We start from the raw sequence: 23,101 nt of genomic DNA, 5'->3' as shown, positions 1-23,101 counted from the left end.
TGGGCTCAGCCCCTTCCACTCAGTACGTCGGCACCGGGCAGTCCGAGGGCCCCGAGGCTGCCGCCGCGGGCGGTGGCGGCGAGCCGTTCCTTCTGCGCGAGGTGGGCCATGTAGAGGTCGGCGCCGCGGTGGCCGGCGGGCAGGTCGCTGACGGTGAGGATCTTCATGCCGATGCTCAGCGAGGCCCGTATGGGATTGAGGTTCACGTCGAAGGCGGACTCGTTGACGGACAGCTCGGTGAGCCGCACGGGCAGGACCCGCTTGCTGCCCCACGTGAACAGCGTCAGCGGCATCTCGATCGGGCTGATCTCGATGGTCCCCTTCTGCGACAGCCGGCTCGCGGCGCGCAGCTGGGCGGTCGTCGGCTGCACGAGCATCTCGAGTGCGGCCAGTTGGGGGTGGATGCCGTCGGGCGCCGCGATCTCCAGCTGATCCGTGGCATCGATCTCGGCGGTGAACTTCCAGGTCTCCTCGGCGGGACCCTTGAGCCGGAGCGCCTCGTTACGGTCCCCGCTCCCGGTCCCCCCACTCACGCTGTCACCACTGTCCCCGGCCGACTGCGGCGCGATGCTGCGCTCCAGGGTGTCGGGGTTGAACTGCAGGACGATGACGCGTTGGGGGGTGCCGCGGTCGGGGTCGACGACGACCATTCCGGAGCGGATGGGTTTGGGGATGTCTGCGTAGCGGGTCATTCGTCCTCCCCGACACCCGCGGCGGCGTAGGACTCGAGAACGGACCTGCTGCGCTCCCGCAGCTTGTGTTCGGAGTCTCCCTGCGCGATATCCCTCAGCAAGGGTACATATTCCGGCCAGGGGGAGTATGTGGTCGCCACAATGCCCATGTCCCGTACCCGCGCGTCGTCGTGGGTGAGGGCGGACCGCACCCGTTGAAGGATTGTTTCGTCCGTTCGACGGGGCGCAGCGATGCTGAGCCGGATCACTGCCAGTCCGAATTCCATCTCATCGGAGGCAGTGTCCACGGCGAAAACGAGCTCCTCCCGCTCCCACGGAAGGAGTTCGTCCACGACAGCCTCTCCCAGTCTCTGCACTTCTTCGCCGGTCGAAGCCTCAACAGTGACATAGCAGTTACCGGTCATTTCGTCCTCCATATATCGGAGGGCCTCACCACCGGAGGACGACCAGATGATCTCCGTCCCAGAGAAGGGAGGGGCTTTCTTTTCCGTTGACGCCACAACCCAGCCGAGCGATTCCGCGAAATACTGCACTTCCTCCCGAGCCGGGTAGGAGCGCAGGACGAACCTGCTCGAAGCGAATCTCTTGCCACTCACTGGACATCCATCCCTTGACGCAATGCGGTATACCTCGGATCGACCCCGTAGATTCTGTGGATCCGCTCCCGGATCTCCTGCCGTATCCTTCGCTTCTTTTCTTCCGCGGTGGCGAAGGAGTCCACGACGATCTCGTCCCCGAGGCTGCGTACCCAGGCTTCCACGACCGTTGCTTCGCGAAGCCTCAGCGCGTCCGCTCCGGTCGTCCTGGCCTCATTCCTGAAGAGATTTGCCCTGAGCTCCCGTGAGCGTGCCATGGAACCGCCGGGCGCCATCGGATGCATACGCGCGGCGTCCTCCATCGAGATGCTTCCTCGGGAAGCCATGTCCAGCAGCATTGCCCCGGTGGTCATCGTGCCGACATTGCGGAGACCTTCCTGCTGGATCATCAGCGCGGTGAGTTCAGCCGTGAAGCGCCTGTTGGACCCGCCAGGCATACGACCGCCCAGCATGTCGAGTGCCTGCTTGGCGATTACCTGCTGCTTCCGCTTTCCGTGAGATCCCTTCCACGACGCGAAGAGAGCAGCCAATTCGGTGTACGACAGCCCTGGCCTCATCTTCGCGCGCCACGTCTGTTTCATGCTCAACGGGATGCCGAACCATACTCCCCGATTCTTGATCGTACGGTGGAACCATTGCTGCCACCGCACGTCGAGAGGCTGGTTCGCGGCATCTCGGTAACGCATTACATCCACTTGCCACATGGTCGAACCGGGCCGGCCACGCAGACCTTCCTGAACGTTCCCGGCGCTGCGATCGCCCAGTTCGTAGGTGTCGAACGGCTTGCCGTTGGCATTGGTCCCGGGCGTGGGCGCCGGGAGCGGACCTTGCTGACTTCCTTGACCACGTTGCCAACTCTGTGCCTTGAGTACTTCGGCACCGACTTGGCGAACGTATCGAACGAGGTCGTCGGTGGCGAAGGCGACACCGTTCAAGAAGACTATGTCCGGGTTGAGCCAGGCGCGGAGACGAAGACGCAGGTCTCCCAGCGACTCCAGCCCGGTCAGCCGGTTCCAGGTCCGAAGACCGAGAAGCACCGCACGGAGCACCGGCCTGGCGACTCCCCGATCGAGAAGTCGCTTCAGCTGCGGCTCGATGCGAGCCACGATCTTCTGCAGCCGCGCCTCCTTGGACTCCTTCGACTTCTCGTCCTTCTTGCGCTGGTCCTCCTTGCGCCTCTTCTCCTCGTGCCGGCGCTTCTTGTGGTCCCGGAACTGGTCCTTCTTCCTCTTGAAGAAGTTGCGCAGCTTGGACGCGCCGTTCTTGAGGGCCTTGCCCAGCTTCGACTTCTTGAGCTTGCGGCCGAGGGTCTTCGCGGCGTTGCCGGCCTTCTTCAGGGCGGACTTGACGGCGCCCTTGGCCTTCGAGAGGGCCTTACCGACCGGGGACTTGGGCTTCTTGGGCTTGGTCGGCTTGGGGCCCTCGGTCTCTTTCTTCTTCTTGTGGGTCGCGTCGGGCTTCTCGTCCTTGGTGTCCCGGCCCGGGCCCTTCTCCCTGTCCGGAGTCCGGTCCTTGCCGGGCGCCCCTTCCTTCTCCGGAGCCCGTTCGTTCGACGGCTCCCGCTCCGGCGCTCTCTCCTTCGGCCGGGTCTCCGCAGCGTCCGGCTTCTTCGCCGGACCCTTCGGTGTCGCGTGATCCTTCGGTTTCACCGGGGACTTCGGGTCCGGCGAAGCGTGGCCCTTCGGGTGGGGCTCCGTGCCCGGGCGGCCCAGGGCCTGGCGGGCCTTGCGCAGGGCGCCTCGGGCGGAGTTGACCGCGGCTCCCGCCGCCTTCTTCGCTCCGCCGCCGACCTTCTTCAGGCCGTCCATGATCTTCTGGGCCATGCCCTTGAGGCGTTTGCCCACGCCCTTGGTCGCCGAAGACAGCTTCTGGAGAAGGAAGTTGGTGATGAAGTCCAGCAACGCCACCACGCCCGCGGCGACCGCCTCGGCGAACAGGCACGCCGCCGGGCCCGCCTTCACCGCCGTCAGGTACGCCCAGAACTTCGAGAACGCCGAGAGGATCGAACTGACCGTCGACCAGGCCGCCATCAGTCCCTGGATGATCGTCAGGATCGCCCCGGCCGCCGGCACGATCATCGAGACGACCTTCTCGATGACCAGGCCGGCGATCATCATCGGCAGCGACGCGATGATCGCGTCCCAGGCCATCTTGCCGATCTGCTTGAGCGACACGCAGCCCTTGACCAGCACGTCGATCACGGCTTTGCCGAGGCCGAGGATGCCCTCGACCTTCGTGTCGAACCATCCCTTGACCGCCACCTTGATGGCGCCCCAGAGGTGGTCGGTGATGCCGGTCTTGGCCGCGCTGCCCGCCTTCGAGATCCAGCCACCCGGGTCCGGCGCGATGTCCGCCACCAGCGCCGCGAACTTCCCCAGCGCCTCGATCGCCGCCTGCGCGAACTTGATCGCGCCCACGATGATCGCCTGGTAGGCCTTGATCACCGCCTTGACGCCGGCTTCCAGGACGTCGAGGAGCTTGTTCAGGCCCGCCGCCAAGGTGTCCAGCAGCGCGTTCACGGCCTTCTTCAGGCCGTCCGCAAGGCGGTTCACCGTCGCGATCGCCGCGTCCCGCAGGCCCTCGATCGCCTTGCGGAAGCGGTCCCGGAGTTCCGGGAAGGCCGACAGGAGCGTGTCGCCGATCGCTATCAGGACGTCCGCCAGGGCGTTGATCGCCTTGACCGCCAGGTCCCGTACGAAGTCGATGGCCTGGTTGGCCCAGTCCTTGAACTTGTCGATGATGCCGTTGACCGCCTTGCGGGCGGCGTCGAAGACCGCGGTGACCGCCGCGAGCAGGCCCTTGAAGAAGTCGGCCACCTTGTCGGCGATCCAGCCGAACAGGCCTCCGGAGGGCTTCTTCTCCTCCTTCTTCTTCCTGGCCTCCTTCTCGGCGTTCTCCCGCTCCGTGTCGATCTGGCCGTTGTCCTTGTCCTTGCGCGCGCCGATCTCCTTGTCCTTGTCGTCGCGCGCCTTGACGATGTCCTTGTTCTTCTTGTCGTGCTCGTCGCCGGACTGCTTGTCCGCGTCCTCGACCTTCTTGTCCTGCTCGGACCGCCAGTCCTCGCGCTGCTTCTGCGTCTCCTGAGCGACGCGCCCGCGTTCGGCGGTCTGCTGCGCGGTGTTGCGCTCGACCTCGCGGTCGATCTCGGTCTGCTTGTCCTGCTTGGCCTTCTGCTCGCTCTGCTGGTGCTCCTTGTCCCTGGCACCGAGGTCGCCCTGCGCCTTGCCCGCGGCACCGGTGATCTCGGTGCCCTTCTCCTGCTTGGCGACGGCGCCGACGCCGGCCTTCGGCGCGGACGTGGCCGCGAGCGCACCGCCCTTGCCGCCGCCGGAGCCGCCGGAGGCCTTGCCGGTGAGCTGTTCCCTGGGCGCGTCGGGGAAGACCTGGTCCTCGCCCATCGGCTTGGCGGCGTCCTCGCGGCCGGTGCCCTGCAGGTCGGACTGCTTGTCCTTGAGCGCCTTGGCCTGGTCGTCGGTACGGGTCGGGTCGCTGGGGCCCTCCAGCCGGATCTTGGGAGCCGGGCCGACCGTCTTGTTCTCCAGTGCGGGGTCGGTGGTCGGGACCGCGTCGGCCGCCGCTTCGACGTTCTTCGCCTCGGCCTCGCTGAGTCCCTTGTCCGGTACGGCGGGTGGCGGCGGCGGAGGCACGTCCGAGGCGGGCTGCCTGCCCTCCGCCTTGACGCCGCCCTTCGCCTTCTGCTTGTCGGCCTGGTCCTCGGGGCCGATCCGCTCCACCTTGCCGGTGACCTGGGCGGCGGCGGGCGCGGCCTGGGGCGGTGCGGACCGCGTCTGCGGCGCCCCGGAGGGACGTTCACGCGTCGGTGGTGCCGCGTCGAGCCGCTTCTGCTCGTCGGCGATCTTCTTGTCCGCGGCCTTGTCGACGCCGGGCATGGCCGCGGCCGCCTGGTCGGGTGCCAGCTTGCTCACGGTCTGCACGGCGGTCTTGGGGTCCTGCCCCGAGACGTCCGGCGGCTCCTGCTGCTTCTCCTCGGGCGCGGTCCCGCCGCCGCCCCCGCAACTGCCCTGCTGCCCCTCGTCCTTCTCGGGTGCGGGCGCGGGCGGCGCGCAGCCGCCTCCGTCCTTCTCCAGGGAGGCTTCGGGCCGTGGCGCGTCGGTCGCCGCGGTCTGGCCCGGCCCGTCGGCCTGCTCCGCGGCCGGGCTCACCGCCGCCTGGGCGACGGACGGCGCGGCCCCCGGGCCCGCGGCGACCGCGGGCCCGGTCTTCTCCGATGCGCCGACCGGTCCGCGGGGTACGGCGCCGGGCCCGCTCTCCTTGGGCACCTGGCTCTTGGCCTGCGGCGCCTCGCGCTCGGAGCGGGGCGGCTCGGCACCCCGGCGGGCGGCCGGCGAGGGGTCGCGGTCCTCGACGGGGGTCTTCGGCGTCTGCGCACCGGCCGGCCGGGACACGGCGGCCGCGACGGGGGTCGCCACCGAGGGCACGGGCCCCGGAGCCGCAGCGGTCGTACGGGACTCGGCGGCCGTACGTTCCCGCTGCCGGTCCGCCTCCTCCTGCTCGTCCCTGGCGTCCGGCCGCTCGTCGTCGCCGTCCGTCCCGTCGGAAGCGGTGTCGTCCGCGTCCTTGGTCTGCTCCCGCTCCTGCCGCTGCTCCGGGTCCGGCCGCTCGGTCTCCGGCTCGGGCCGCTCCTTGTCCTGGGTCGCGAGGTCGGGGCCGACCTCCTGGTCGAGCGGCTTGTCGGTCTCCTGGAGGTCCTTGGTGGCGCGGTCCCCGGACTGCGCGACGGGCCCGTTCTCAGGCTGCGGTGCCTCGCCCGCGACCGGTCCCTCGTCCTGTCCGGGCGCCTTCGGCTCGGGCCCGGCGTCGTCCTCGTCCTGCTCCCGCTCGTTCTTCTCCCGCTCCTGCTCGGTCCTCTCGGCCTTCGTCGGCGGCGGGGTGGGGAAGGAGGGCAGCGACGGCTCGGTGGTCCCCGGTGCGAGCTGGTCCGCGGTGGGCACGGCGGACAGGTCGAGGTCGGCCTCGGGCAGGTAGTCCTCGGGCCTGAGCGCGGGCTCGTCCTTCCCGCCCGGCGCCCGGGCCTCGTCCTCGCCGCCCGCGACCTCCTGGTCGGCGCCCGCCTCGAGACCGAGCGGCCGTTCCTCCTCGCGCGGTTCGGCCTCGGCGCCGCCGTCCTCGTCCTTCTCGTTCAGGCCGTGCTCGGACAGCGCGGAGTCGGGCTGCTCGGCGCGTTCGTCGACCTTCTCCGGGCGTACGGGTCCGGGCTGGGCCTTCTGCTTGGGGTCCGGCTCCTCGCGCCTGGAACCGGCGGCCGGCTGGGTCTGGTCGTCCTGCCGCTTGCGTTTGTCGGAGCCGGGCGCACTGGCCTGCCGCGGGTCGGCCTCCTCCCGCTCGCGCTGCTCCTTGCGCTCCTCCTTGGCCTGCTCGGTGCCCTCCTGCCGGGCCTGGCCGCGCTCGTCGGACGCCTGGTCGGTGCGCGCGCGGTCGGTGGCGGACTGCTCGTCCTCCTGCTGCTGCTCCTCCTTGGCCTGCTGCCGGGAGGCGTTGCGGGTGTCCTCCTGCTCGGTGCGCCGTGCCGCGTCCTGATCCTCCGTGGCCGCGTCCGCGCCGGCCCGGCTGCGGTCGCTGCTGCTCTTGGCGTCGCGCGTTGTGGCGTCCCGCTGCTCCTCGCGCGTGTCGTCGGCCCGCCGCTCGGCGGAGCCTCGGTCGGACTCCTGCTTCCGCTGCCACTGGGTGCGTTCGACGCCGAGTTCTTCGAAGAGGTCGTACTCGGGCAACGGCGTCTCGGCGGGCTGGAGTTCGACGGGGCCGGGGCGGGCCTGGTCCGCGATCTCCAGCAGCCGGTCGTACTCGGGGGTGAGCAGCCTGTTCTCCAGCCGCTCGACGACCGCGTCCTCCAACTCCGGTGACATCCGAGCCAGTTGCAGTCGTACTCGACCGGAGGCGTCGGTGGGGTCGCCCCGCAGGCTGCGCAGCACGTGGCCCGCGATCCGGTCGACGAGGGTCGCCGGGTCGACGGCCTCGGTGCGCATCCGGTCGGCGTCGACGGTGGCGTAGCGCAGCCAGCCGGGGGTGTCCTGCCCCTCCTCGACCTGCGGGGCCGGCTCCGACGGCAGAAGGGAATCGGGCCGTACGGCCGCCTGCGCGGCCTCTTCCGCCTCCCGCTCGATGGCCTGCTGCGGCAGGCTCACCGCACCGAGCTCGCGGCCGGCCCGCAGGGTGCCGAGGCCGTGCGGGTTCTGCACCGTGTGCTGGAGCTCGTGGGCGAGCAGGCGCCGGCCCTCGTCGGTGCCGGGGCGGAAGGCGCCCTCGCGGAAGAACACGTCCTGGCCGACGGCGACCGCGTCCGCGCCGAGCAGCTCGGTCAGCTGCCCGGCGTCCCGGCCGGTGTGCAGCCGTACCCGGCCGAGGTCGTGGCCGAGCTGCTCCTCCAGTTCCCGCCGGATGCCGGGGTCCAGCGGCTGCCCGGCGCCGCTGACGATGTTCTTCGGCTCGGGCGCACGGGACTTGGCGGCGCGTTCCCTGCGCTTGCGGCGGCGCTGTTCGGCGCTCTGTTCCGCCTGGCCGTCCTGGGTACGGGAGCTCACGGGCCCACCTCCCCGTGACCGCTCAGGCCCTCGTGCACGGCACGCGCCAGCTCCTGGCCGAGACGGCGCGCGGACAGCCCGGCCGGCAGGGGCGGCAGCCCGGACAGTGCGTCGACGGCGAGGGCGCCCCGTGCGGCCAGCGGCACACCGTGCAGCCGTACGAGACGGGTCAGTTCGGTCTCGAAGGCGGCCGACACCCGGTCCGGGTCGGCCCGGAAGCCGTCGAGGACGAGTTCGCCGATGTCGACGAGGATCGCCGAAGGCTCCTTGCCGGGGCCGGAGTTCACACCCATCCGCGGACCTCCGTGGGCGTCAGCGAGCGCTCCAGCTTCAGATACTCGGTGCGGGCGGCGGCGAGCATGTGCCGCATCTGCAGCCGGTCGCCCTCCTCGGCGGCGAGGAACGCCCCGGACAGGGCGATGTTGCGGATCGAGCCGCCGGCGACGGTGAGCTGCGCGAGCAGCCTGGGGTCGATGTCCTTCACCGGCGCCTGCGGCGGAAGCACGCGCCGCCAGATCTCGGCCCGCTCGTGCTCGGCCGGGAAGGGGAAGTCGACGACGAAGCGGATGCGCCGCAGGAAGGCGGTGTCGAGGGCGTTCTTCATGTTGGTGGTGAGGACGGCGAGGCCGCGGTAGGCCTCCATGCGCATCAGCAGATAGCTGACCTCGAGGTTGGCGTACCGGTCGTGGCTGTCCTTGACCTCGCTGCGCTTGCCGAACAGCGCGTCGGCCTCGTCGAACAGCAGCAGCGCGCCGCCGCGTTCGGCGGCGTCGAAGACCCGGCGGAGGTTCTTCTCGGTCTCGCCGATGTACTTGCTGACGACCTGCGAGAGGTCGATGACGAACAGGTCGAGGCCGAGCTCGTTCGCCATGACCTCGGCGGCCAGGGTCTTTCCGGTGCCGGAGCCGCCCGCGAACATCGCGGTCACGCCGAGGCCGCGTCGCAGGGTGGCGGCGAACCCCCACTCCTGGTGGACGGTCGCACGCTGCCGCACGTGCGCCACGATCTCCCGCAGTACGCCGGTCTGCCGCTCGTGCAGCACCAGGTCGTCCCAGCCGGCCGCGGGCGTGATCCGCCGGCCGAGTTCGTCCATGCCGATGCGCGCCTCGTCGAGCCCGGCCCGCCAGGCGAGTTCGGCCGCGTCGAGTTCGTCCTCCTGCGGCAGCAGGCGGCGCACGGTGGCCGCCGCGGACCGTACGACGTGCGGGGGCAGCTGGAACTGGGCGACGAGGGAGCGCAGTTCACCCTCCTCCAGGTCGGTCTCCTCGAAGGCGCCGGACCACAGGGCGAGTTGCTCGTCGTCGTCGAGCCGCGGCACGGCGGCCCGGGCCCGGTAGGAGCGCTCGGAGCGCAGCGGGTCCTCGCTCGACACGACCACCGGTACGGCGGCGCCGGCCAGGAAGGACTCCGTCGCCGCCCGCTGGTCGCGGTCCAGCTCGCCCACCTCGACGAGCAGCGCCGAGGGCAGCAGGATCGCCTCGCGCTGCCACAGCCGGGCGAGCCGGTCGCGCTCCACGGGCTCGGCGGGGATGTCGTCGGCGCTCATCGCGTACAACCCGAGCCCCGAGCGGGCGGCGGCCGCCGCGGCGATGTCCGCGCGGCTGCGCAGATCCCCGCCGGTCACCTCGACGATCGGTGCCTCGGCGCCCGCCCCGGTCGTCCAGCCCTCGGCGAGCCGGTTCGCCGCCAGGTCGTACGACGGCGTCAGCGCCTGCGGTACCGGGGTGCGACGCAGCTGACCGTGCAGCCGCGCGTCCAGGTAGGGCGAGCCCAGCAGGAAGTGCAGGATGCGCTCGTCGAGCCGCAGCCGGGAGGTGGTGAGCCGGCTCTCGTCGTCCAGCTCGGCGATCCGCCAGCGCCTGAGGGGCGCCACGGGCGTCAGCGCGCTCCAGTGCGGTTCGGCGAGGGCCGCCAGGGCGAGCGAGAAGGTGGGGTACGCGCGTTCGGGGTCACCGCAGGCTGCGGCGCACCGGGCGGCGGCGGTGGGCTCCAACTCGTGGGCGGCGGCGAGGAGTACGAGGTCGCGCTCGAAGGCGGTGAGGCCGAAGCAGGACACGAGGGCGTCGAGGGGGGCGGTGCCGGGGCCCTCGGCGGGGGCCAGCTCGGCACCGGGTGCGTCGCCCTTCGGGTCGGTCCGCGCCGCGTGTGCGTCGACCCGGTCCAGGACACGGCGGATCTCCGTGGTCAGCGTCGTCCCCTGCTCGGTCGTTCCCATGCCCTCACCTGCCCCCGTCGTCGTCATGCCGCCTCACTTCTCCGTGCTGTCGTCGCCCTGCCGCGGGGTCTGCCTGCCGGCCCGGGGCGCCGCCTTCCGGGCTCTCGCCGGGGACCTGGCGGCGGTCTTCGCGACGGTCTTCGCCGGGGCCTTGGCCGCCTTCTTCGCCGCCGGCGGAGCAGGCGGTTCGGGCCGGCCATCCTCAACCGACTTGGAATCGCCGTCACTTGGCAGCGAGTGGTCCGTCGGCTCGGCCCCTGGAGGGACCGGCGCTCCCGGTGCCCCGAAGGGCAGCACCCTCACCTCGGGCCGTTCGACCGGCTTGCCCGCCACCGGAATCCGGCGTCCGTCGATGAGGACGAGCGTCGCCTGGTAGACGACGGACAGCGTGTACGGCGTCTGGTAGAGCATCCCCCACAGCTTCGACGTCTCGTCGACGTCCATCACGGTCGGGGTGAACCGCACCCGCTGCGCCGCCGCGGCGAGGTCGCTGCCCGCCAAGTAGGGCCGCTCACCGGCCTGTTCGATGACGTCCTTGGGCAGGATCGGGATCTCGTGCAGGGTGCGCACCACGGACCCGATCAGCCGCTGCCCGACCAGCTCCCTCTCGTCCCCGTACGCGCTGATCACGTAGTGCAGGTCGAGCGCCGCGGCGGGCCGCTTGACCAGGGTGCCGTCCCAGGCCCGGGTCGGGAGGTCGTTGTTGCGCTGCGAGGTGTTGGGCGTGACCTGGTAGAGGAACACCGAGATCGTCGGCTGCTCCAGCTGCGGGTCGGCGGGCGGCTTGCGCGGTTCGACCTTGACGGCCTCGCCGAACTCCGGCCCCACGTTGTTCTCGATCAGCAGCGCGAGGGCCTGGGTGACATGGGCGATGGCAAGTGCGTTGCTCATGACGTCAGTTCCTCGGTTCCTCTCGGCCTGCTGGTCCCTGTCCGTGGTTCACTCGCGCCCCCGCGCCAGATACTCGGCGAGGCTCAGCGTCGTCCCGGCCCGCTCCTTCGCGGGCGTCCCCCGCCCCCCGCCGCCCGAGGGCTGCGCGGTCACTTCCAGCCGCCCGATCTGCACCTGGACCACCTGCTCGGTGGCGCGTGCCGGACGCCGGGCCGCGGCCTGCCGTAGGGCGTCGCGTGCCGCCGCCGTGGGGGGGGGGGGGGGGGGGGGGGCGCCGCGCCCCCCCCCGGGGGGGGGGGGGGGCGCGCCGCGGGGGGGGGGGGGGGGGCGGCGGGGGGGGGGGGGGGGGGGGGGCCCCCCCCCCCCCCCCACGGCGTGAGGGGCGGTCTCCGCGCCCGGGGGGATGGGCGAAGGGACCGCGGTCTGTGCGGGTTCCGGCTGCTCCGCCCGTCCCCGCCCCGCCGCACGCCGCGCGGTGCCGGCCGCGGGCCGCGGTCCCGGCGCGACGGGCGCGGCGGGGCGCAGCAGGGGCGCCTCGGCGCGGGCCGGCGCGGACGGACGCGGGTCCGGGCCGGCCGGTTCGCGTTCGGTGCGTACGACGGTGTGCTCCCGTTCGGTGTGCGTGCTGGTTCCGGCGGCCGCGGTCCGCGGTACGTCCGCGGGCGGTGCGGCCGGCGTGACCGCGGGCCACAGCAGCGTGTCCTCATCGGGCGCCGCCGCCCGCTGCCGTACCGCCTCGACCCGCTCGAACGGGCCGGGCAGCCGGGGCCGCACCCGCGTCGCGGCCGGTCGCGGGGCCGCGTGCCGCGCGATCAGCCGGTCGAGGAAGTCCGGGGAGTCCGGGGTGCCCGTTGAGTCAGACATCCGCACACAGCTCCAGGTAGTAGCGGCGCCGCGTCGGGCTGAGCGCCAGGATCTCCGGCTCGCTCCACCCGTAGGCGGTGGCGAGCAGGTGGACGTCGAGCAGCACGTCCCGTGCCCAGGCGTCCAGTTCGGTCCACAGGTAGGAGGCGATGTCGAGTTCGGCGCGGGTGGCCGCGCCACACTCGGGACAGGCGATGTCGAGCACGAGGTCGGCGGCCGGGTCGGCCGCCTCGACGGCCTCGGCGATCCGGCGCTGCACCGCGGCGGGCAGCTCCGGGCCGGCCACGGCGGTTCCGCCGCGCGCCGCCGACACCAGGCACCGGGCGAGCAGGGCCGTCCGCGGGTCCGCCGACCGGGCCGCGGCCTGCAGGTCGGCGATCCCGGGCAGCCGGAACTCGACGTCCCAGCCGCCCTCCCGGACCCGTACGACCTGCTCGCCGCGCCCGCCCAGCGATCCGGCGAGCTCGCCTGCGTCCAGGTCGAACTCCATGTCCTGGCCGCAGGCGGCGCACTCCAGGCGCACCTGCATCCGCTCGCCGAACAGCGCCCGGCGCAGGGCGAACAGGTCCGCCTCGCGCTCGCCCACGGGAACGGCGGGCAGCCGCGAGACGTCCACGTCCGGGCGTGCCGCGCGGTGCAGCAGCAGCGCCCGTCCGACGGGCGCCTCGCCGAGCCCCGTCTCCCAGGCGGCCAGCAGTTCGGCCGCCCCGGTGATCGCCATGTCCTCCCCCGCTTTCCGAACTTCCGTGCTGTCAGGCCGGGTTGAGGAACGAGGGCTCCTCGGGCTCGGGCACCTCGTAGTCCCGCTCCCAGCCCTCGCACTCGAGCTTCAGCGACTGGATGGCCACCGCGTTGGCGTTGGCGTCCATCTCGCCGAGGACCTGGTACTCGCTCGGCCAGGTCCGGTAGAGCTTGTGCGAGACGGCGACCTGGCCGGCCTCGTTGAGGACCTGGATGACGATGTCCTTGCGGAAGTCCGCGAGGGACACCTCGGAGCCGAGGCCCGCGCCGACCTGCCAGACCTTGTTGGCCCAGCGGTCGAACTCGGGGTCGTGGGTGACCCCGCGCTCGAGGGTGATGCCCTCGAACTCCGAGCGGCCCGGCGACTTGCGCGGGGAGGAGGGGTCGCCGCCGTGACGGTGCTTGACGACCTCCGTGGTCCGCTTCAGCGGACTGATCTTGCTGATGCCGGCGACCGTCCGACCGTCCCACAGCACCAGGAACTTGAAGTTCTTGTAGGGGTCGAATCGATGCGCGTTGACCGTGAACTCAGCCATCGGATTCCTTCAGCTCTCCATGGTTCTGCGGGCGCTACAGCGCGAACTGCCCCGACGTCTGCTGGATCTTGACGACCACGAACTCGGCCGGGCGGACCGGTGCGATGCCCACGAGCACGTTGACGACGCCGTTCGCGACGTCCTCGTCCGTCGTGGTCTCGCTGTCGCACTTGACGAAGTACGCCTCGCGCGGGGTGCTGCCCTTGAAGGCGCCCTGGCGGAAGAGCGTGTGCAGGTACGAGGAGGCGCTGAGCCGGATCTGCTGCCACAGGCTCTCGTCGTTGGGTTCGAACACCACCCACTGCAGGCCGCGTTGGAGGCTCTCCTCCACGTGCAGGGCGAGCCGCCGCACGGGCACGTACTTCCACGCGCTGTCGAGGGCGTCGGAGCCCTCCAGCGTGCGGGCGCCCCACACCAGCGGACCGGTGAGCGGGAAGGTGCGCAGGCAGTTGACGCCGAGCGGGTTGAGCAGCCCGGTCTCCCGGTCCGTCAGGTCGACGGTGAGGGAGTGCACCCCGACGAGCTGCGCCTCGGTGCCGGCCGGCGCCTTCCAGACACCGCGCTCGGAGTCGGTGCGCGCGATGACGCCCGCGACCGCTCCGGACGGCGGGAAGGCGCGCAGCCGCCCGGTGAGCGGGTCGGTGAGCTGGATGTGCGGGAAGTACAGCCCCGCGTGGTTGCCGCGGACGGCGTCGAAGGCGGACAGCCCCGCACGCGCCGAGTCCACGCTCACCCAGGTGCTGGGCGCGTCGACGAGCAGGAAGATCCGCCGCTCCGCGCACAGCCGCTCGGCGGCCGAGACCACGGTGAGCGCGTCCTCGGTCTTCTCGTACGACGCCAGTTCCGGCAGAGAGAGCAGGTTGACGTCGGCCACCCCGCGCAGCGCCTGGATGCCGGTCTTGCCGGCCTCGGAGCCGATGAGGTCGCGCGGGCCGGGAGCCTCGCCGTCCTCGCCGCCCTCCAGCGGGAACACCGGCGGGTTGACCGAGGCCTCCAGACCCAGGTCGTTGGCGCACTCGCCGAGGAAGCGGACGACGTCCTCGGGATCGGTGGAGCCGGCGACCACCTGGATCCGGCGGCCGAAGGCGGTGACCTCGACGCCCGCGAAGGCGTGCTTGCCCGGCACGTCGGGCAGCGCCCGCAGCTTGCGCTCCAGGAGCAGCGCCAACTCGGCCACGGAGGACGGGGCTTCGCCGTCGCAGTCGGCGTCGTAGAGCGTGAACTCGCGCTCCACGTCGCCGATCTTCACCGTCAGGTCGACGGCGAGGTCGGGCAGTTCGTGGCCGAACGGCTTGGAGACGGTGCCGGACGGGTCGGGCCGGCCCTCGCCGACGGCCTCGACGCGGATCAGGCGCGAGCCGGCGTTGACGACGGTGGGCGCGTAGCTCCCGCTGCCGTCGTCCATGGACAGGCCGTTGAAGCTCTCGCGGGCGTCACCCTTGGCGTCGAAGACACGCAGGTTGAAGGTCTCGTCGCAGGCCGCGGTGTCATAGTCGACGGCGACACGCAGGCCGTTGCCCCACACGCCGGGTTCCTTGGCATGGACCTCGAGCACACGGCTCTCGCTGTGGCCCTCGGTGGACTCCAGGACGACGCACGCGGCCTTGCCGCTGCCGGCCTTGGCGACCCGGACGATCACGGCGACGGAGCCGCCGTTGCCGAAGAACTGGTGCACGGCGTAGGCGAGCGGGCTCTGCGCGCTCAGCCCCCCGAAACGCCGCTCGAAGTCGGCGAATCCGGTGACGCGTACCGCCTCGTTGAGCGGGCCGCGCCGGGTGTGCCCGACGAAGGCGGTCACCGACGTGGTCACGGCGGAGATGGTGCGGGTGCTGCTGGGAAGCTCTTCGACGTAGACACCCGGATACGTCGGCCTCGCGGCGCTCACGGCATTCGTCGGCATTCCCCCTCCAATCCCTTTTCAGGCACCGGTCGAAGGCACCAAGAGACGGCAGAGGGAGAGGTTTCGGCACAGCGGCAGGCGGCAGACGTCCGACGCGTCATGCCGCGCCGGCCCGCACACCCCGTTTCAGCGTTCCCCCGTCATTGTCCCGGACGGACGGCCGTCCGGGCCAAGCAACCACGCTTGTGACTCCTGGTGCTCAAGTGCTCTTCCACCTTGAGGAGTTGACGGTTGCACAAGCAAGGCGGGTTCACGCCAGCCCGAAAGGAGGTTCGATGAAAGTCCGCGTTCACGACCCACACGCGATGTGCGCATGTCGGATCAGGCGCTTCACAGGTCTCACACAGCGCATGGTGCAGCAGAATGGAGCCCATGTCCCGACGTACCTCGCAATCCCGGCGGCAGCACGGCTCCGCCCCAGTCCACAACCCCTCCTGCCCTTGCGGTCTTGCGGAGACGTACGAGAAGTGCTGTGGCCGATTCCTCCCCCAGTCTCGAACGAACTCGACCGGGGGGACCCCCATGGGTGAGGCCGCGGCGCCGACGGCCGAGGCGCTGATGCGCTCGCGCTACTGCGCCTTCGTGAAGCGCAACGAGCCTTATCTGCTGAGGACTTGGCACCCGAGTACCCGCCCCGCGGAACTCAAACTCGACGCGGGGATGCGGTGGACGGGCCTGGAGATCCTGGCCACGACCGACGGTTCCGCCTTCCACACCACCGGCACGGTGACGTTCCGGGCGTCCTTCAAGGGCGGATCGCTCCATGAGCGGAGCCGGTTCGAGCGCGTGGAGGGGGCGTGGGCTTACGTGGACGGAGAGTTCCTCGACTGAGGCCCGCCAGTCCCTGGGGAGTGCCTGACCGCTCCCTAGGGCGCCAGGATGTCCAGCTCCTGGAGGGCGCCCACCGTGATCTCCCGGGTCAGCTGCTCCGCGCGGGCCGCGTCGCCCGCCCGGACCGCCTCGGCGACCTGGACGTGCAGGGTGACGGCGGCCGGGTCGGGGTCCTCGAACATGACCTCGTGGTGGGTGCGGCCCGCGAGGACCTCGGCGACGACGTCACCGAGCCGCGCGAACATCTCGTTGCCCGACGCCGTGAGGATCACCCGGTGGAAGGCCATGTCGTGGACGAGGTACGCCTCGAGCTGGTGGCCGCGCGAGTTGGCGACCATGCCCAGCGCGCACTCGGTGAGCTCGGCACACTGCTCGGCGGACGCGTGCCGGGCGGCCAGGGCCGCGGCGACCGGCTCGACGGCCGAGCGCAGGACGGTCAGCGAGCGCAGCTGATGGGGGCGGTCGGCGCCGGCCAGCCGCCAGCGGATGACCTGTGGGTCGTAGACGTTCCACTCGGCCTTCGGACGGACGGTCACGCCCACGCGCCGGCGCGACTCGACCAGATGCATGGACTCGAGCACCCGCACCGCCTCCCGCATCACGGAGCGTGACACGTCGAAGTTCTGGGCCAGCTCGTCGGTGCGGAGAACGCTGCCCGGCGGGTACTCCCCCGCGGTGATCGCGGGGCCGAGGGAGTCCAGTACATGGCCGTGCAGCCCCCGGCCCGGTGTGCTCATGCACTCAGCGTACGGGGCAGATCACGGGAACAAAAAGTCAGACTTATTTGTCACAGACTCTTGAATTCGTCGTACCTAATCGGTTTCAGTGTCGTCGACATCAGGTCGACATCAGGTGTCGAAGAAGACAGCAGACAGTGAGGCAGCGATGAGCACCCCCCATGTCGTCGTGGTGATGGGCGTCGCAGGCACCGGGAAGACCACCATCGGTCCCCTTCTTGCGGCCAGGCTCGGCGTCCCGTACGCCGAGGGCGACGACTTCCACCCGGAGGCCAACATCAGCAAGATGTCGGCCGGCATCCCGCTCGACGACGACGACCGGTGGCCGTGGCTCGACGCCATCGGCTCCTGGGCGCACGGGCGGGCCGGGCTCGGCGGAGTGGTCAGCAGCTCGGCGCTGAAGCGGGCGTACCGCGACCGGCTCCGCGCCGCCGCACCCGGTGTCGTCTTCGTGCACCTGACGGGCGACCGCGCCCTCATCGAGGAGCGGATGTCGCACCGGCAGGGCCACTTCATGCCCACCGCGCTGCTCGACTCCCAGTTCGCCACGCTCGAACCGCTCCAGCCGGACGAGGCGGGCGTCGCCGTGAGCGTCGCCGGGAGCCCCGAGGAGATCACCGCACGGGCCATGAAGGCGCTGGAAGGCCTCCCCCACCCGGCCCAGTAACACCCTCCCCCCGTCCCCGTACCTGCAAGGGAAACACCGTGACCAGACTCAGCGTCGAGATGCTGGCAGCGGACGCGCCTCCGCCGATCACCTCGGCCGGCCATGCTCAGCTGGGCATCGCCGTACTGGTGGGCATCGCCGTCATCGTCGTGCTCATCACCAAGTTCAAACTGCACGCCTTCCTGTCCCTGACGATCGGCTCGCTGGTGCTCGGCGCGGTCGCGGGCGCCCCCCTCGACAAGGTGATCATCAGCTTCACCACCGGGCTCGGCGCCACGGTCGCGAGCGTGGGCGTGCTGATCGCCCTCGGTTCGATCCTCGGCAAGCTGCTGGCCGACTCCGGCGGCGCGGACGAGATCGTCGACACGATCCTCGCGAAGGCGAGCGGGCGGGCCATGCCGTGGGCGATGGTCCTGATCGCCTCCCTGATCGGCCTGCCGCTGTTCTTCGAGGTCGGCATCGTGCTGCTGATCCCGGTGGTGCTGATGGTCGCCAAGCGCGGCAACTACAACCTGATGCGCATCGGCATCCCGGCGCTCGCCGGTCTGTCCGTGATGCACGGTCTGGTCCCGCCACACCCCGGTCCGCTGGTCGCGATCGACGCGGTGAAGGCCAACCTCGGTGTGACGTTGGCGCTCGGCATCCTCGTGGCCATACCGACGGTGATCATCGCCGGTCCGCTGTTCTCGAAGGTCGCGGCCCGCTGGGTGGACGTCCCGGTTCCCGAGCGGATGCTGCCCCCGCGCGCCTCCGAGGAGCTGGAGAAGCGCCCGAGCTTCGGCGCCACCCTGGCCACCGTGCTGCTGCCGGTCGTGCTGATGCTGCTCAAGGCGCTCGTCGACATCGTCGTGGACGACCCCGCCAACCTCACCCAGCGCGTCTTCGACGTCATCGGCAACCCGCTGATCGCCCTGCTCGCCGCCGTGCTCGTCGGCATGTTCACGCTGGGCCGCGCGGCCGGGTTCACCAGGGAGCGGATCAGCGACACCGTCGAGAAGGGCCTCGTGCCGATCGCGGGCATCCTGCTGATCGTCGCCGCGGGCGGCGGCTTCAAGCAGACGCTGATCGACTCGGGCGTGGGCCAGATGATCCTGGACATCTCCAAGGACTGGTCGATCCCGGCGCTGCTGCTGGGCTGGCTGATCGCGGTGATCATCCGTCTCGCGACCGGTTCGGCGACGGTGGCGACGGTCTCGGCGGCCGGCCTGGCGGCCCCGCTCGCGGCCGACATGTCGACCACGCACGCCGCCCTGCTCGTCCTGGCGATCGGTTGCGGTTCGCTCTTCTTCAGCCATGTCAACGACGCCGGCTTCTGGCTGGTGAAGGAGTACTTCGGCCTGAGCATCGGTCAGACCATCAAGAGCTGGTCCGTCATGGAGACGATCATCTCGGTGGTCGGAGGCGGCCTGGTCCTGCTCCTCTCGTTGATCATTTAGGAGAACGACGATGAGTCACCCGCTGTTCGACATCAGCGGCCGCACGGCCCTGGTCACCGGCTCCAGCCGCGGCATCGGGCTCGCCCTGGCCCGCGGACTGGCCGAGGCCGGCTGCACGGTGATCCTCAACGGACGGGACGCCGGCCGCCTCACCGAGGCGGCGGCGGACCTGCCCGGCGACGTCCACACCGCCGTGTTCGACGTGACCGACGGTCCGTCGGTGGCCGCCGGCATCGCGGATGTCGAACAGCGGGTCGGCCCGCTGGACATCCTGGTCAACAACGCGGGCATGCAACTGCGCGCCCCGCTCCTCCAGTTCACGGACGCGGACTGGCACCGCGTCCTGGACACCAACCTCACCAGCGCGTTCCTGGTCGGCCGCGAGGCGGCCCGCCGGATGACGGAGCGCGGCCACGGCAAGATCGTCAACATCTGCTCGCTGCAGAGCGAGGTGGCCCGCCCCGGCATCGCGCCCTACGCGGCCACCAAGGGCGCCCTGAAGATGCTCACCAAGGGCATGTGCGCCGACTGGGGCCCCTACGGCGTCCAGGTCAACGGCCTCGGCCCCGGCTACATCGAGACCGAGCTGACCCGGGCCCTCGTCGAGGACGAGGAGTTCAGCGCCTGGGTGCGCCGCCGTACGCCCGCCGGCCGCTGGGGCCGTACCGAGGACCTGGTGGGCGGGGTGCTGTTCCTCGCCTCGCCCGCCGCGGACTTCGTCAGCGGCCAGATCCTGTACGTCGACGGCGGAATGACGAGCGTGCTGTGAAGGGGGCCACCGGCATGACGCGGATGCTCGGTTGTGTGATCCACGGACCCGGCGACCTGCGCGTCGAGGAGCTGCCGGTCCCGCAGCCCGGGCCCGGCGAGGCGCTCGTCGCCGTCCGCTACGGCGGCGTCTGCGGCTCGGACCTGCACTACTGGCGGCACGGCGGCGTCGGCGACTTCCTCCTGAAGGAGCCGATGCTGCTCGGGCACGAGGTGGTCGGGACGGTCGTCGCGTACGGCTCCCCGGACGCGTCGGCCCCGGCCCCAGGTACGGCGGTCGCGGTGCACCCGGCGACGCCGTGCGGGGTCTGCCCGGAGTGCGCCGACGGACGGCGGCACGTCTGCCGTGACACCCGGTACCTGGGCAGCGCCGCACGCTTCCCGCACGTGCAGGGCGGTTTCGCGGCCCGGATCGTCGTCCCCGCCGGGCAGTTGAGGCCCCTCCCCGAGGGCCTGGAGCTGCGGCGGGCCGCGCTCGCCGAGCCGCTGTCGGTCGCGCTGCACGCGGTGCGCCGGTCCGGAGCCGTGAGCGGGCGGCACGTCCTGGTCACCGGATCGGGCCCCATCGGCTGCCTGGTCGTCGCCGCGGCCAGGGCGGCGGGCGCCGCCCGGATCACGGTCACCGACCTCCTCCCCGCGGCCCTGGAGTACGCGCGTCTCGCGGGCGCCGACACCGTCGTACGCGCCGACGACCCGGCCGACGCCGGGTGGCCCTCCGAGTACGAGGTGGACGTGGCCGTGGAGGCGTCCGGCGCGGCGGCCGGCCTCGACACCTGTCTGCGCCTGGTGCGGCGCGGCGGGGTCGTGGTGCAACTGGGCATGCTGCCGCCCGGCCCGACCCCGTTCGCCGGGAACCTCGTCGTGAGCCGGGAGATCGAACTGCGGGGCGCGCTCCGCTTCGACACGGAGTTCGACGAGGCGCTGCGGCTGCTCGCGGCCGAGCCCGCCTTCGACGGGCTGGTCAGCGCGGTGGTCCCGGTGACGGAGACGGAGTCGGCGTTCGCACTCGCGGCGGACCGCGGCCGTTCCTGCAAGGTGCTGCTGGACTTCGGCGCCTGAATTTCGGCCGAGGTTCTGCGGAAGACGCCTTCCCCGGCGGCGCCGTGGGCCCGATGATGTGAAGACCTCCTGGACCCGGGCGTCCGGGGGTCGTCTGTGTCGAGGGGGCGTCATGGCGATCTCCCTCGGGATGCGTATCTCGGGGCTGCTCGTGGCCGGAGCGGTGGCGGTGGCCTACGCGGCCTTCACCGGTGACGGAAGTGGCACACCGGACAGAGGAGGCGGGGACGCCAGGATCGTGACGGTCGGGCCGTCGCAGACCGCCCGACCCCTCGCGGCTTCCGCATCCCCCACCCCGCGGCAGTCACCCGCCGGCGCGGCGAGCGCCGCCGTGCCACCGACAGCCGCGAGCCACACCGCTGGGACCACCGCACCGCCTCCGCCTTCGCCTCGCACCTCCCCCACGCCCACCTCCGTCAACAGGCTGCTCGTGAGCCCCAATTGGCTCCCGCCCGGCCCCGTCTCGCCCGACGCCGACTCGGTGCCCGACCCGTCGAGCGTCTACGACCGGCTGCGTGACCCGCACCGGTGCGGGGCCGCCCTCGACGTGATCCCCGTGACGTCCGCCGACCCCGAGTGGCGGGTGCTGCGCGCCCTCGCCACCGCGTGCCTGACCGTGCAGGGCCGGGGCGGCGGCTGGAACACCCTGGGCAAGGACCACGCCGACCTGGCCGGGAAGGTCCGCACCTGCAAGGGCCGGGCGGCCTACGCCGTGCTCGGCGGGCTGCTGGACTTCCACCGGCGGCATCCGGGAGGCACCGTGCGGTTGACGGCCTCCCCGGGCACCGCTCCTGCCTGCGCCTACCGGATCGCCGGCGTGGACACCGGCGGCGCCGGCACGGCACGGCCGGGCGGCACGGTCGCCGTCGAGCTCCGCGACACCTACTTCGACCAGGCCGAACTGCCGCGGTTCGGGAGCGTGTCCATCGGCGGGCGGCAGCTCGCCGGGCCGTCCGTGCCGCGGTCGCGGTCGGGCGACCGCCTGGTGCTGGCCGTCGTGGTGCCGTCCCTGGACCGCTACCCGCGGACGGTCGACGTGGCCGTCCGGTACGGCGGCACCGAGGTGCGGCTGAAGAACGCCTTCACCGTCACGGCGCCCGCCGTGGTGCCGTCGCCGGGCGTGCCGTCAGGGACGCCACAGGGGGTGCTCACGCTCGGCCCACTCCCGGTCGACCCTTCCGGTCCGTAGCCCGCCGCGGGCCTGCGGGTCCCCGATCGCCATGCCGATGTGCCCGGCCAGGACGATCCCGATGGTCAGGGCCAGCCAGTCGTGGACGAAGGTGGCGCTGGTGCGCCACATGATCGGGGTGAGATGGGTGAACCACATGATCAGGCCCGTGCCGAGCATCACCAGCGACGCCCCGGCGATCCAGGCCGCGTAGATCTTCTGTCCAGCGTTGAACTTGGCCGCCGGCCGCGAGGAGCGGCGCTTGTCGCGGCGCAGCGCAGCGCGCAGCCAGATCCGGTCGTGCGGCCCGAAGCGGTTCAGATGCCCGAGGTCCGCGCGGAAGTGACGGGAGACCAGGCCCAGGAGGACCGGCACGGGCAGGGCGAGCCCGGCGCACTCGTGGACGCGGACCACCAGCTCGCGGCGGCCGACCAGTTCGGCGAACTGCGGGATGTAGAGGAAGGCCGCCGTCACCACGCACACGCCCATCAGCGCGGCCGTCGTGCGGTGCACCCAGCGCTGCGCGGGCCCGAACCGGCGAACCTCGGCGGCCTGCTGGGTGTGCGCCTCAGCTCGTAGGGTCATCGTCGCGTCCGTTCGAACGGCCGACCCAGGCGTCGACGTCGTAGCCGAGGTGCTCCCAGTAGCCCGGCTTCACATGCTCGGTGACCGTGATCCCGGAGAGCCACTTGGCGGACTTGTAGAAGTACATCGGCGCCACGTAGAGGCGGACCGGGCCGCCGTGGGCGTGGCCGATGTCCTTGTTCTGCATGCGCAGCGCCACCAGGATGTCGGAGCGGCGCGCCTGGTCGAGCGTGAGGCTCTCGGTGTACGTGCCGTCGAAGCAGGTGAAGCGCACGGCACCCGCCGAGCCGTGCACCCCGGCGGCGTCCAGCAGCCGGGACAGCCGTACCCCTTCGAAGGGGGTGTGGGGGACGCGCCAGCCGGTGACGCACTGGACGTCCTTGACCAGCTTGGTCTGCGGCAGGGCGCGCAGGTCGTCGAGCGTGTAGGTCTTCGGGCGGTCCACCAGGCCGTCGACGGTGAGGCGGTAGTCCGAGGCGTCCTTGTGCGGCACGGAGGAGGCGACGGAGTAGTAGCGGAAGCCGCCTCCGTTGGGCAGCAGGCCGGTCAGGCCGGTGGGGTCCTTGTCGGCCGCGGCGCCGAGGAAGCCTTCGAGCGCGCGCTGCAGCGTGGGCGCGGCGACCACGCCGAGGGCACCCAGGCCGATGGTGCCGAGCAGGACCCGGCGGCCGATCGGAGTGCCCCGTTCCGCCGCGGGTCTCGGCTCGCCGGGCTCCTCGGGCTGTTCGGAGTTCACGTGTCCATTCGAACACCCGCGGCCCGGGCGGGGCCAGGGATCGCGGGTGCTCGTCAGGATTCCGTCATCTTCTTACCGGCTCCTCAGAAACGGCGTACCGCTTCCTCGGAGACCGGCCTACCGCCTCCTCGGAGACCGAC

The 23,101-nt window shown here is 71.6% G+C and carries 19 protein-coding genes; 6 read left to right on the top strand and 13 right to left on the bottom strand.

All coding sequences use genetic code 11. The features are described 5' to 3' along the window. Positions 1–5: 5 nt before the first annotated feature. The 10 genes from ACIBN2_RS23625 to ACIBN2_RS23580 all read right to left on the bottom strand — a co-directional run bounded on the left by ACIBN2_RS23625 (position 6) and on the right by ACIBN2_RS23580 (position 14,974). Positions 6–692 (bottom strand): hypothetical protein, encoded by a 687-nt coding sequence (locus ACIBN2_RS23625; RefSeq protein WP_399136949.1) that lies wholly within the window; start codon positions 690–692, stop codon positions 6–8. Continuing rightward, positions 689–1,288: a hypothetical protein gene (locus ACIBN2_RS23620; RefSeq protein ID WP_399136948.1), complete on the bottom strand. Its 600-nt coding sequence runs from the start codon at positions 1,286–1,288 to the stop codon at positions 689–691. The genes ACIBN2_RS23625 and ACIBN2_RS23620 overlap by 4 nt, the downstream gene beginning before the upstream one ends. Then, positions 1,285–7,827, bottom strand: a complete 6,543-nt coding sequence (locus ACIBN2_RS23615; protein WP_399136946.1) for a DUF4157 domain-containing protein — start codon at positions 7,825–7,827, stop codon at positions 1,285–1,287. Before ACIBN2_RS23615 ends, ACIBN2_RS23620 begins: the two co-directional genes overlap by 4 nt. Next, positions 7,824–8,120 (bottom strand): hypothetical protein, encoded by a 297-nt coding sequence (locus ACIBN2_RS23610; RefSeq protein WP_399136945.1) that lies wholly within the window; start codon positions 8,118–8,120, stop codon positions 7,824–7,826. The genes ACIBN2_RS23615 and ACIBN2_RS23610 overlap by 4 nt, the downstream gene beginning before the upstream one ends. After that, positions 8,111–10,042: an ATP-binding protein gene (locus tag ACIBN2_RS23605; RefSeq protein ID WP_399136943.1), complete on the bottom strand. Its 1,932-nt coding sequence runs from the start codon at positions 10,040–10,042 to the stop codon at positions 8,111–8,113. Before ACIBN2_RS23605 ends, ACIBN2_RS23610 begins: the two co-directional genes overlap by 10 nt. 33 nt (positions 10,043–10,075) lie before the next feature. Then, positions 10,076–10,933, bottom strand: a complete 858-nt coding sequence (locus tag ACIBN2_RS23600; RefSeq protein ID WP_399136941.1) for a DUF4255 domain-containing protein — start codon at positions 10,931–10,933, stop codon at positions 10,076–10,078. A 48-nt stretch (positions 10,934–10,981) separates the two neighbouring features. After that, complete coding sequence (locus ACIBN2_RS23595) at positions 10,982–11,107, bottom strand: hypothetical protein (RefSeq protein WP_399136940.1); 126 nt, start codon at positions 11,105–11,107, stop codon at positions 10,982–10,984. 682 nt (positions 11,108–11,789) lie between these two features. Beyond that, a complete protein-coding gene (locus tag ACIBN2_RS23590) occupies positions 11,790–12,518 on the bottom strand; it encodes a hypothetical protein (RefSeq protein ID WP_399136938.1) in 729 nt (242 codons plus the stop codon). 31 nt (positions 12,519–12,549) lie between these two features. After that, positions 12,550–13,074 carry a phage tail protein gene (locus ACIBN2_RS23585; RefSeq protein ID WP_016434446.1) on the bottom strand — a complete coding sequence of 175 codons (525 nt, stop codon included), beginning with the start codon at positions 13,072–13,074 and terminating at the stop codon, positions 12,550–12,552. A gap of 34 nt (positions 13,075–13,108) precedes the next feature. Continuing rightward, a complete protein-coding gene (locus ACIBN2_RS23580; protein WP_399136936.1) occupies positions 13,109–14,974 on the bottom strand; it encodes a phage tail sheath family protein in 1,866 nt (621 codons plus the stop codon). A 372-nt stretch (positions 14,975–15,346) separates the two neighbouring features. On the opposite strand from ACIBN2_RS23580, the gene ACIBN2_RS23575 reads away from it, so the two are divergent. Beyond that, positions 15,347–15,805, top strand: a complete 459-nt coding sequence (locus ACIBN2_RS23575; protein ID WP_399136934.1) for a YchJ family protein — start codon at positions 15,347–15,349, stop codon at positions 15,803–15,805. Between the two features lie 35 nt (positions 15,806–15,840). On the opposite strand, the gene ACIBN2_RS23570 is transcribed toward ACIBN2_RS23575, so the two are convergent. Next, a complete protein-coding gene (locus tag ACIBN2_RS23570) occupies positions 15,841–16,542 on the bottom strand; it encodes a FadR/GntR family transcriptional regulator (RefSeq protein WP_399136932.1) in 702 nt (233 codons plus the stop codon). 148 nt (positions 16,543–16,690) lie between these two features. Here ACIBN2_RS23570 and ACIBN2_RS23565 point away from each other — a divergent pair, with 148 nt between their 5' ends. The 5 genes from ACIBN2_RS23565 (at position 16,691) to ACIBN2_RS23545 (ending at position 21,661) form a co-directional block, all read left to right on the top strand. After that, positions 16,691–17,209, top strand: coding sequence for a gluconokinase (locus ACIBN2_RS23565; protein WP_399136931.1), 519 nt, complete (start codon positions 16,691–16,693; stop codon positions 17,207–17,209). Positions 17,210–17,247: 38 nt separating this feature from the next. Continuing rightward, positions 17,248–18,645: a GntP family permease gene (locus ACIBN2_RS23560; RefSeq protein WP_399136929.1), complete on the top strand. Its 1,398-nt coding sequence runs from the start codon at positions 17,248–17,250 to the stop codon at positions 18,643–18,645. Between the two features lie 10 nt (positions 18,646–18,655). Beyond that, positions 18,656–19,414, top strand: a complete 759-nt coding sequence (locus tag ACIBN2_RS23555; protein WP_399136927.1) for an SDR family oxidoreductase — start codon at positions 18,656–18,658, stop codon at positions 19,412–19,414. Positions 19,415–19,437: 23 nt separating this feature from the next. Then, complete coding sequence (locus tag ACIBN2_RS23550) at positions 19,438–20,472, top strand: L-idonate 5-dehydrogenase (RefSeq protein ID WP_399137453.1); 1,035 nt, start codon at positions 19,438–19,440, stop codon at positions 20,470–20,472. 112 nt (positions 20,473–20,584) lie between these two features. Further along, a complete protein-coding gene (locus ACIBN2_RS23545) occupies positions 20,585–21,661 on the top strand; it encodes a hypothetical protein (RefSeq protein WP_399136925.1) in 1,077 nt (358 codons plus the stop codon). Here the strand turns inward: ACIBN2_RS23545 and ACIBN2_RS23540 are convergent. Then, complete coding sequence (locus ACIBN2_RS23540) at positions 21,599–22,225, bottom strand: cytochrome b/b6 domain-containing protein (protein WP_399136923.1); 627 nt, start codon at positions 22,223–22,225, stop codon at positions 21,599–21,601. The genes ACIBN2_RS23545 and ACIBN2_RS23540 overlap by 63 nt on opposite strands. Continuing rightward, on the bottom strand, positions 22,209–22,961 hold the full coding sequence (locus ACIBN2_RS23535) for a molybdopterin-dependent oxidoreductase (protein ID WP_399136921.1): 753 nt from the start codon (positions 22,959–22,961) through the stop codon (positions 22,209–22,211). The genes ACIBN2_RS23540 and ACIBN2_RS23535 overlap by 17 nt, the downstream gene beginning before the upstream one ends. Positions 22,962–23,101: the final 140 nt, after the last annotated feature.

The organism is Streptomyces sp. NPDC050534, assembly GCF_044457745.1.
Taxonomy (GTDB): Bacteria; Actinomycetota; Actinomycetes; order Streptomycetales; family Streptomycetaceae; genus Streptomyces.
The sequence above is the reverse complement of the archived record's forward strand: the minus strand, read 5'-3'. Positions and strand labels throughout refer to the sequence as shown.

What these genes read in the sequence shown, in the direction of transcription:
- ACIBN2_RS23605 (WP_399136943.1), bottom strand. Translation starts at nt 10,042, where the DNA reads ATGGGAACGACCGAGCAGGGGACGACGCTGACCACGGAGATCCGCCGT.
- ACIBN2_RS23590 (WP_399136938.1), bottom strand. Translation starts at nt 12,518, where the DNA reads ATGGCGATCACCGGGGCGGCCGAACTGCTGGCCGCCTGGGAGACGGGG.
- ACIBN2_RS23625 (WP_399136949.1), bottom strand. Translation starts at nt 692, where the DNA reads ATGACCCGCTACGCAGACATCCCCAAACCCATCCGCTCCGGAATGGTC.
- ACIBN2_RS23545 (WP_399136925.1), top strand. Translation starts at nt 20,585, where the DNA reads ATGGCGATCTCCCTCGGGATGCGTATCTCGGGGCTGCTCGTGGCCGGA.
- ACIBN2_RS23580 (WP_399136936.1), bottom strand. Translation starts at nt 14,974, where the DNA reads ATGCCGACGAATGCCGTGAGCGCCGCGAGGCCGACGTATCCGGGTGTC.
- ACIBN2_RS23570 (WP_399136932.1), bottom strand. Translation starts at nt 16,542, where the DNA reads ATGAGCACACCGGGCCGGGGGCTGCACGGCCATGTACTGGACTCCCTC.
- ACIBN2_RS23610 (WP_399136945.1), bottom strand. Translation starts at nt 8,120, where the DNA reads ATGGGTGTGAACTCCGGCCCCGGCAAGGAGCCTTCGGCGATCCTCGTC.
- ACIBN2_RS23585 (WP_016434446.1), bottom strand. Translation starts at nt 13,074, where the DNA reads ATGGCTGAGTTCACGGTCAACGCGCATCGATTCGACCCCTACAAGAAC.
- ACIBN2_RS23600 (WP_399136941.1), bottom strand. Translation starts at nt 10,933, where the DNA reads ATGAGCAACGCACTTGCCATCGCCCATGTCACCCAGGCCCTCGCGCTG.
- ACIBN2_RS23555 (WP_399136927.1), top strand. Translation starts at nt 18,656, where the DNA reads ATGAGTCACCCGCTGTTCGACATCAGCGGCCGCACGGCCCTGGTCACC.
- ACIBN2_RS23540 (WP_399136923.1), bottom strand. Translation starts at nt 22,225, where the DNA reads ATGACCCTACGAGCTGAGGCGCACACCCAGCAGGCCGCCGAGGTTCGC.
- ACIBN2_RS23565 (WP_399136931.1), top strand. Translation starts at nt 16,691, where the DNA reads ATGAGCACCCCCCATGTCGTCGTGGTGATGGGCGTCGCAGGCACCGGG.
- ACIBN2_RS23575 (WP_399136934.1), top strand. Translation starts at nt 15,347, where the DNA reads ATGTCCCGACGTACCTCGCAATCCCGGCGGCAGCACGGCTCCGCCCCA.
- ACIBN2_RS23550 (WP_399137453.1), top strand. Translation starts at nt 19,438, where the DNA reads ATGCTCGGTTGTGTGATCCACGGACCCGGCGACCTGCGCGTCGAGGAG.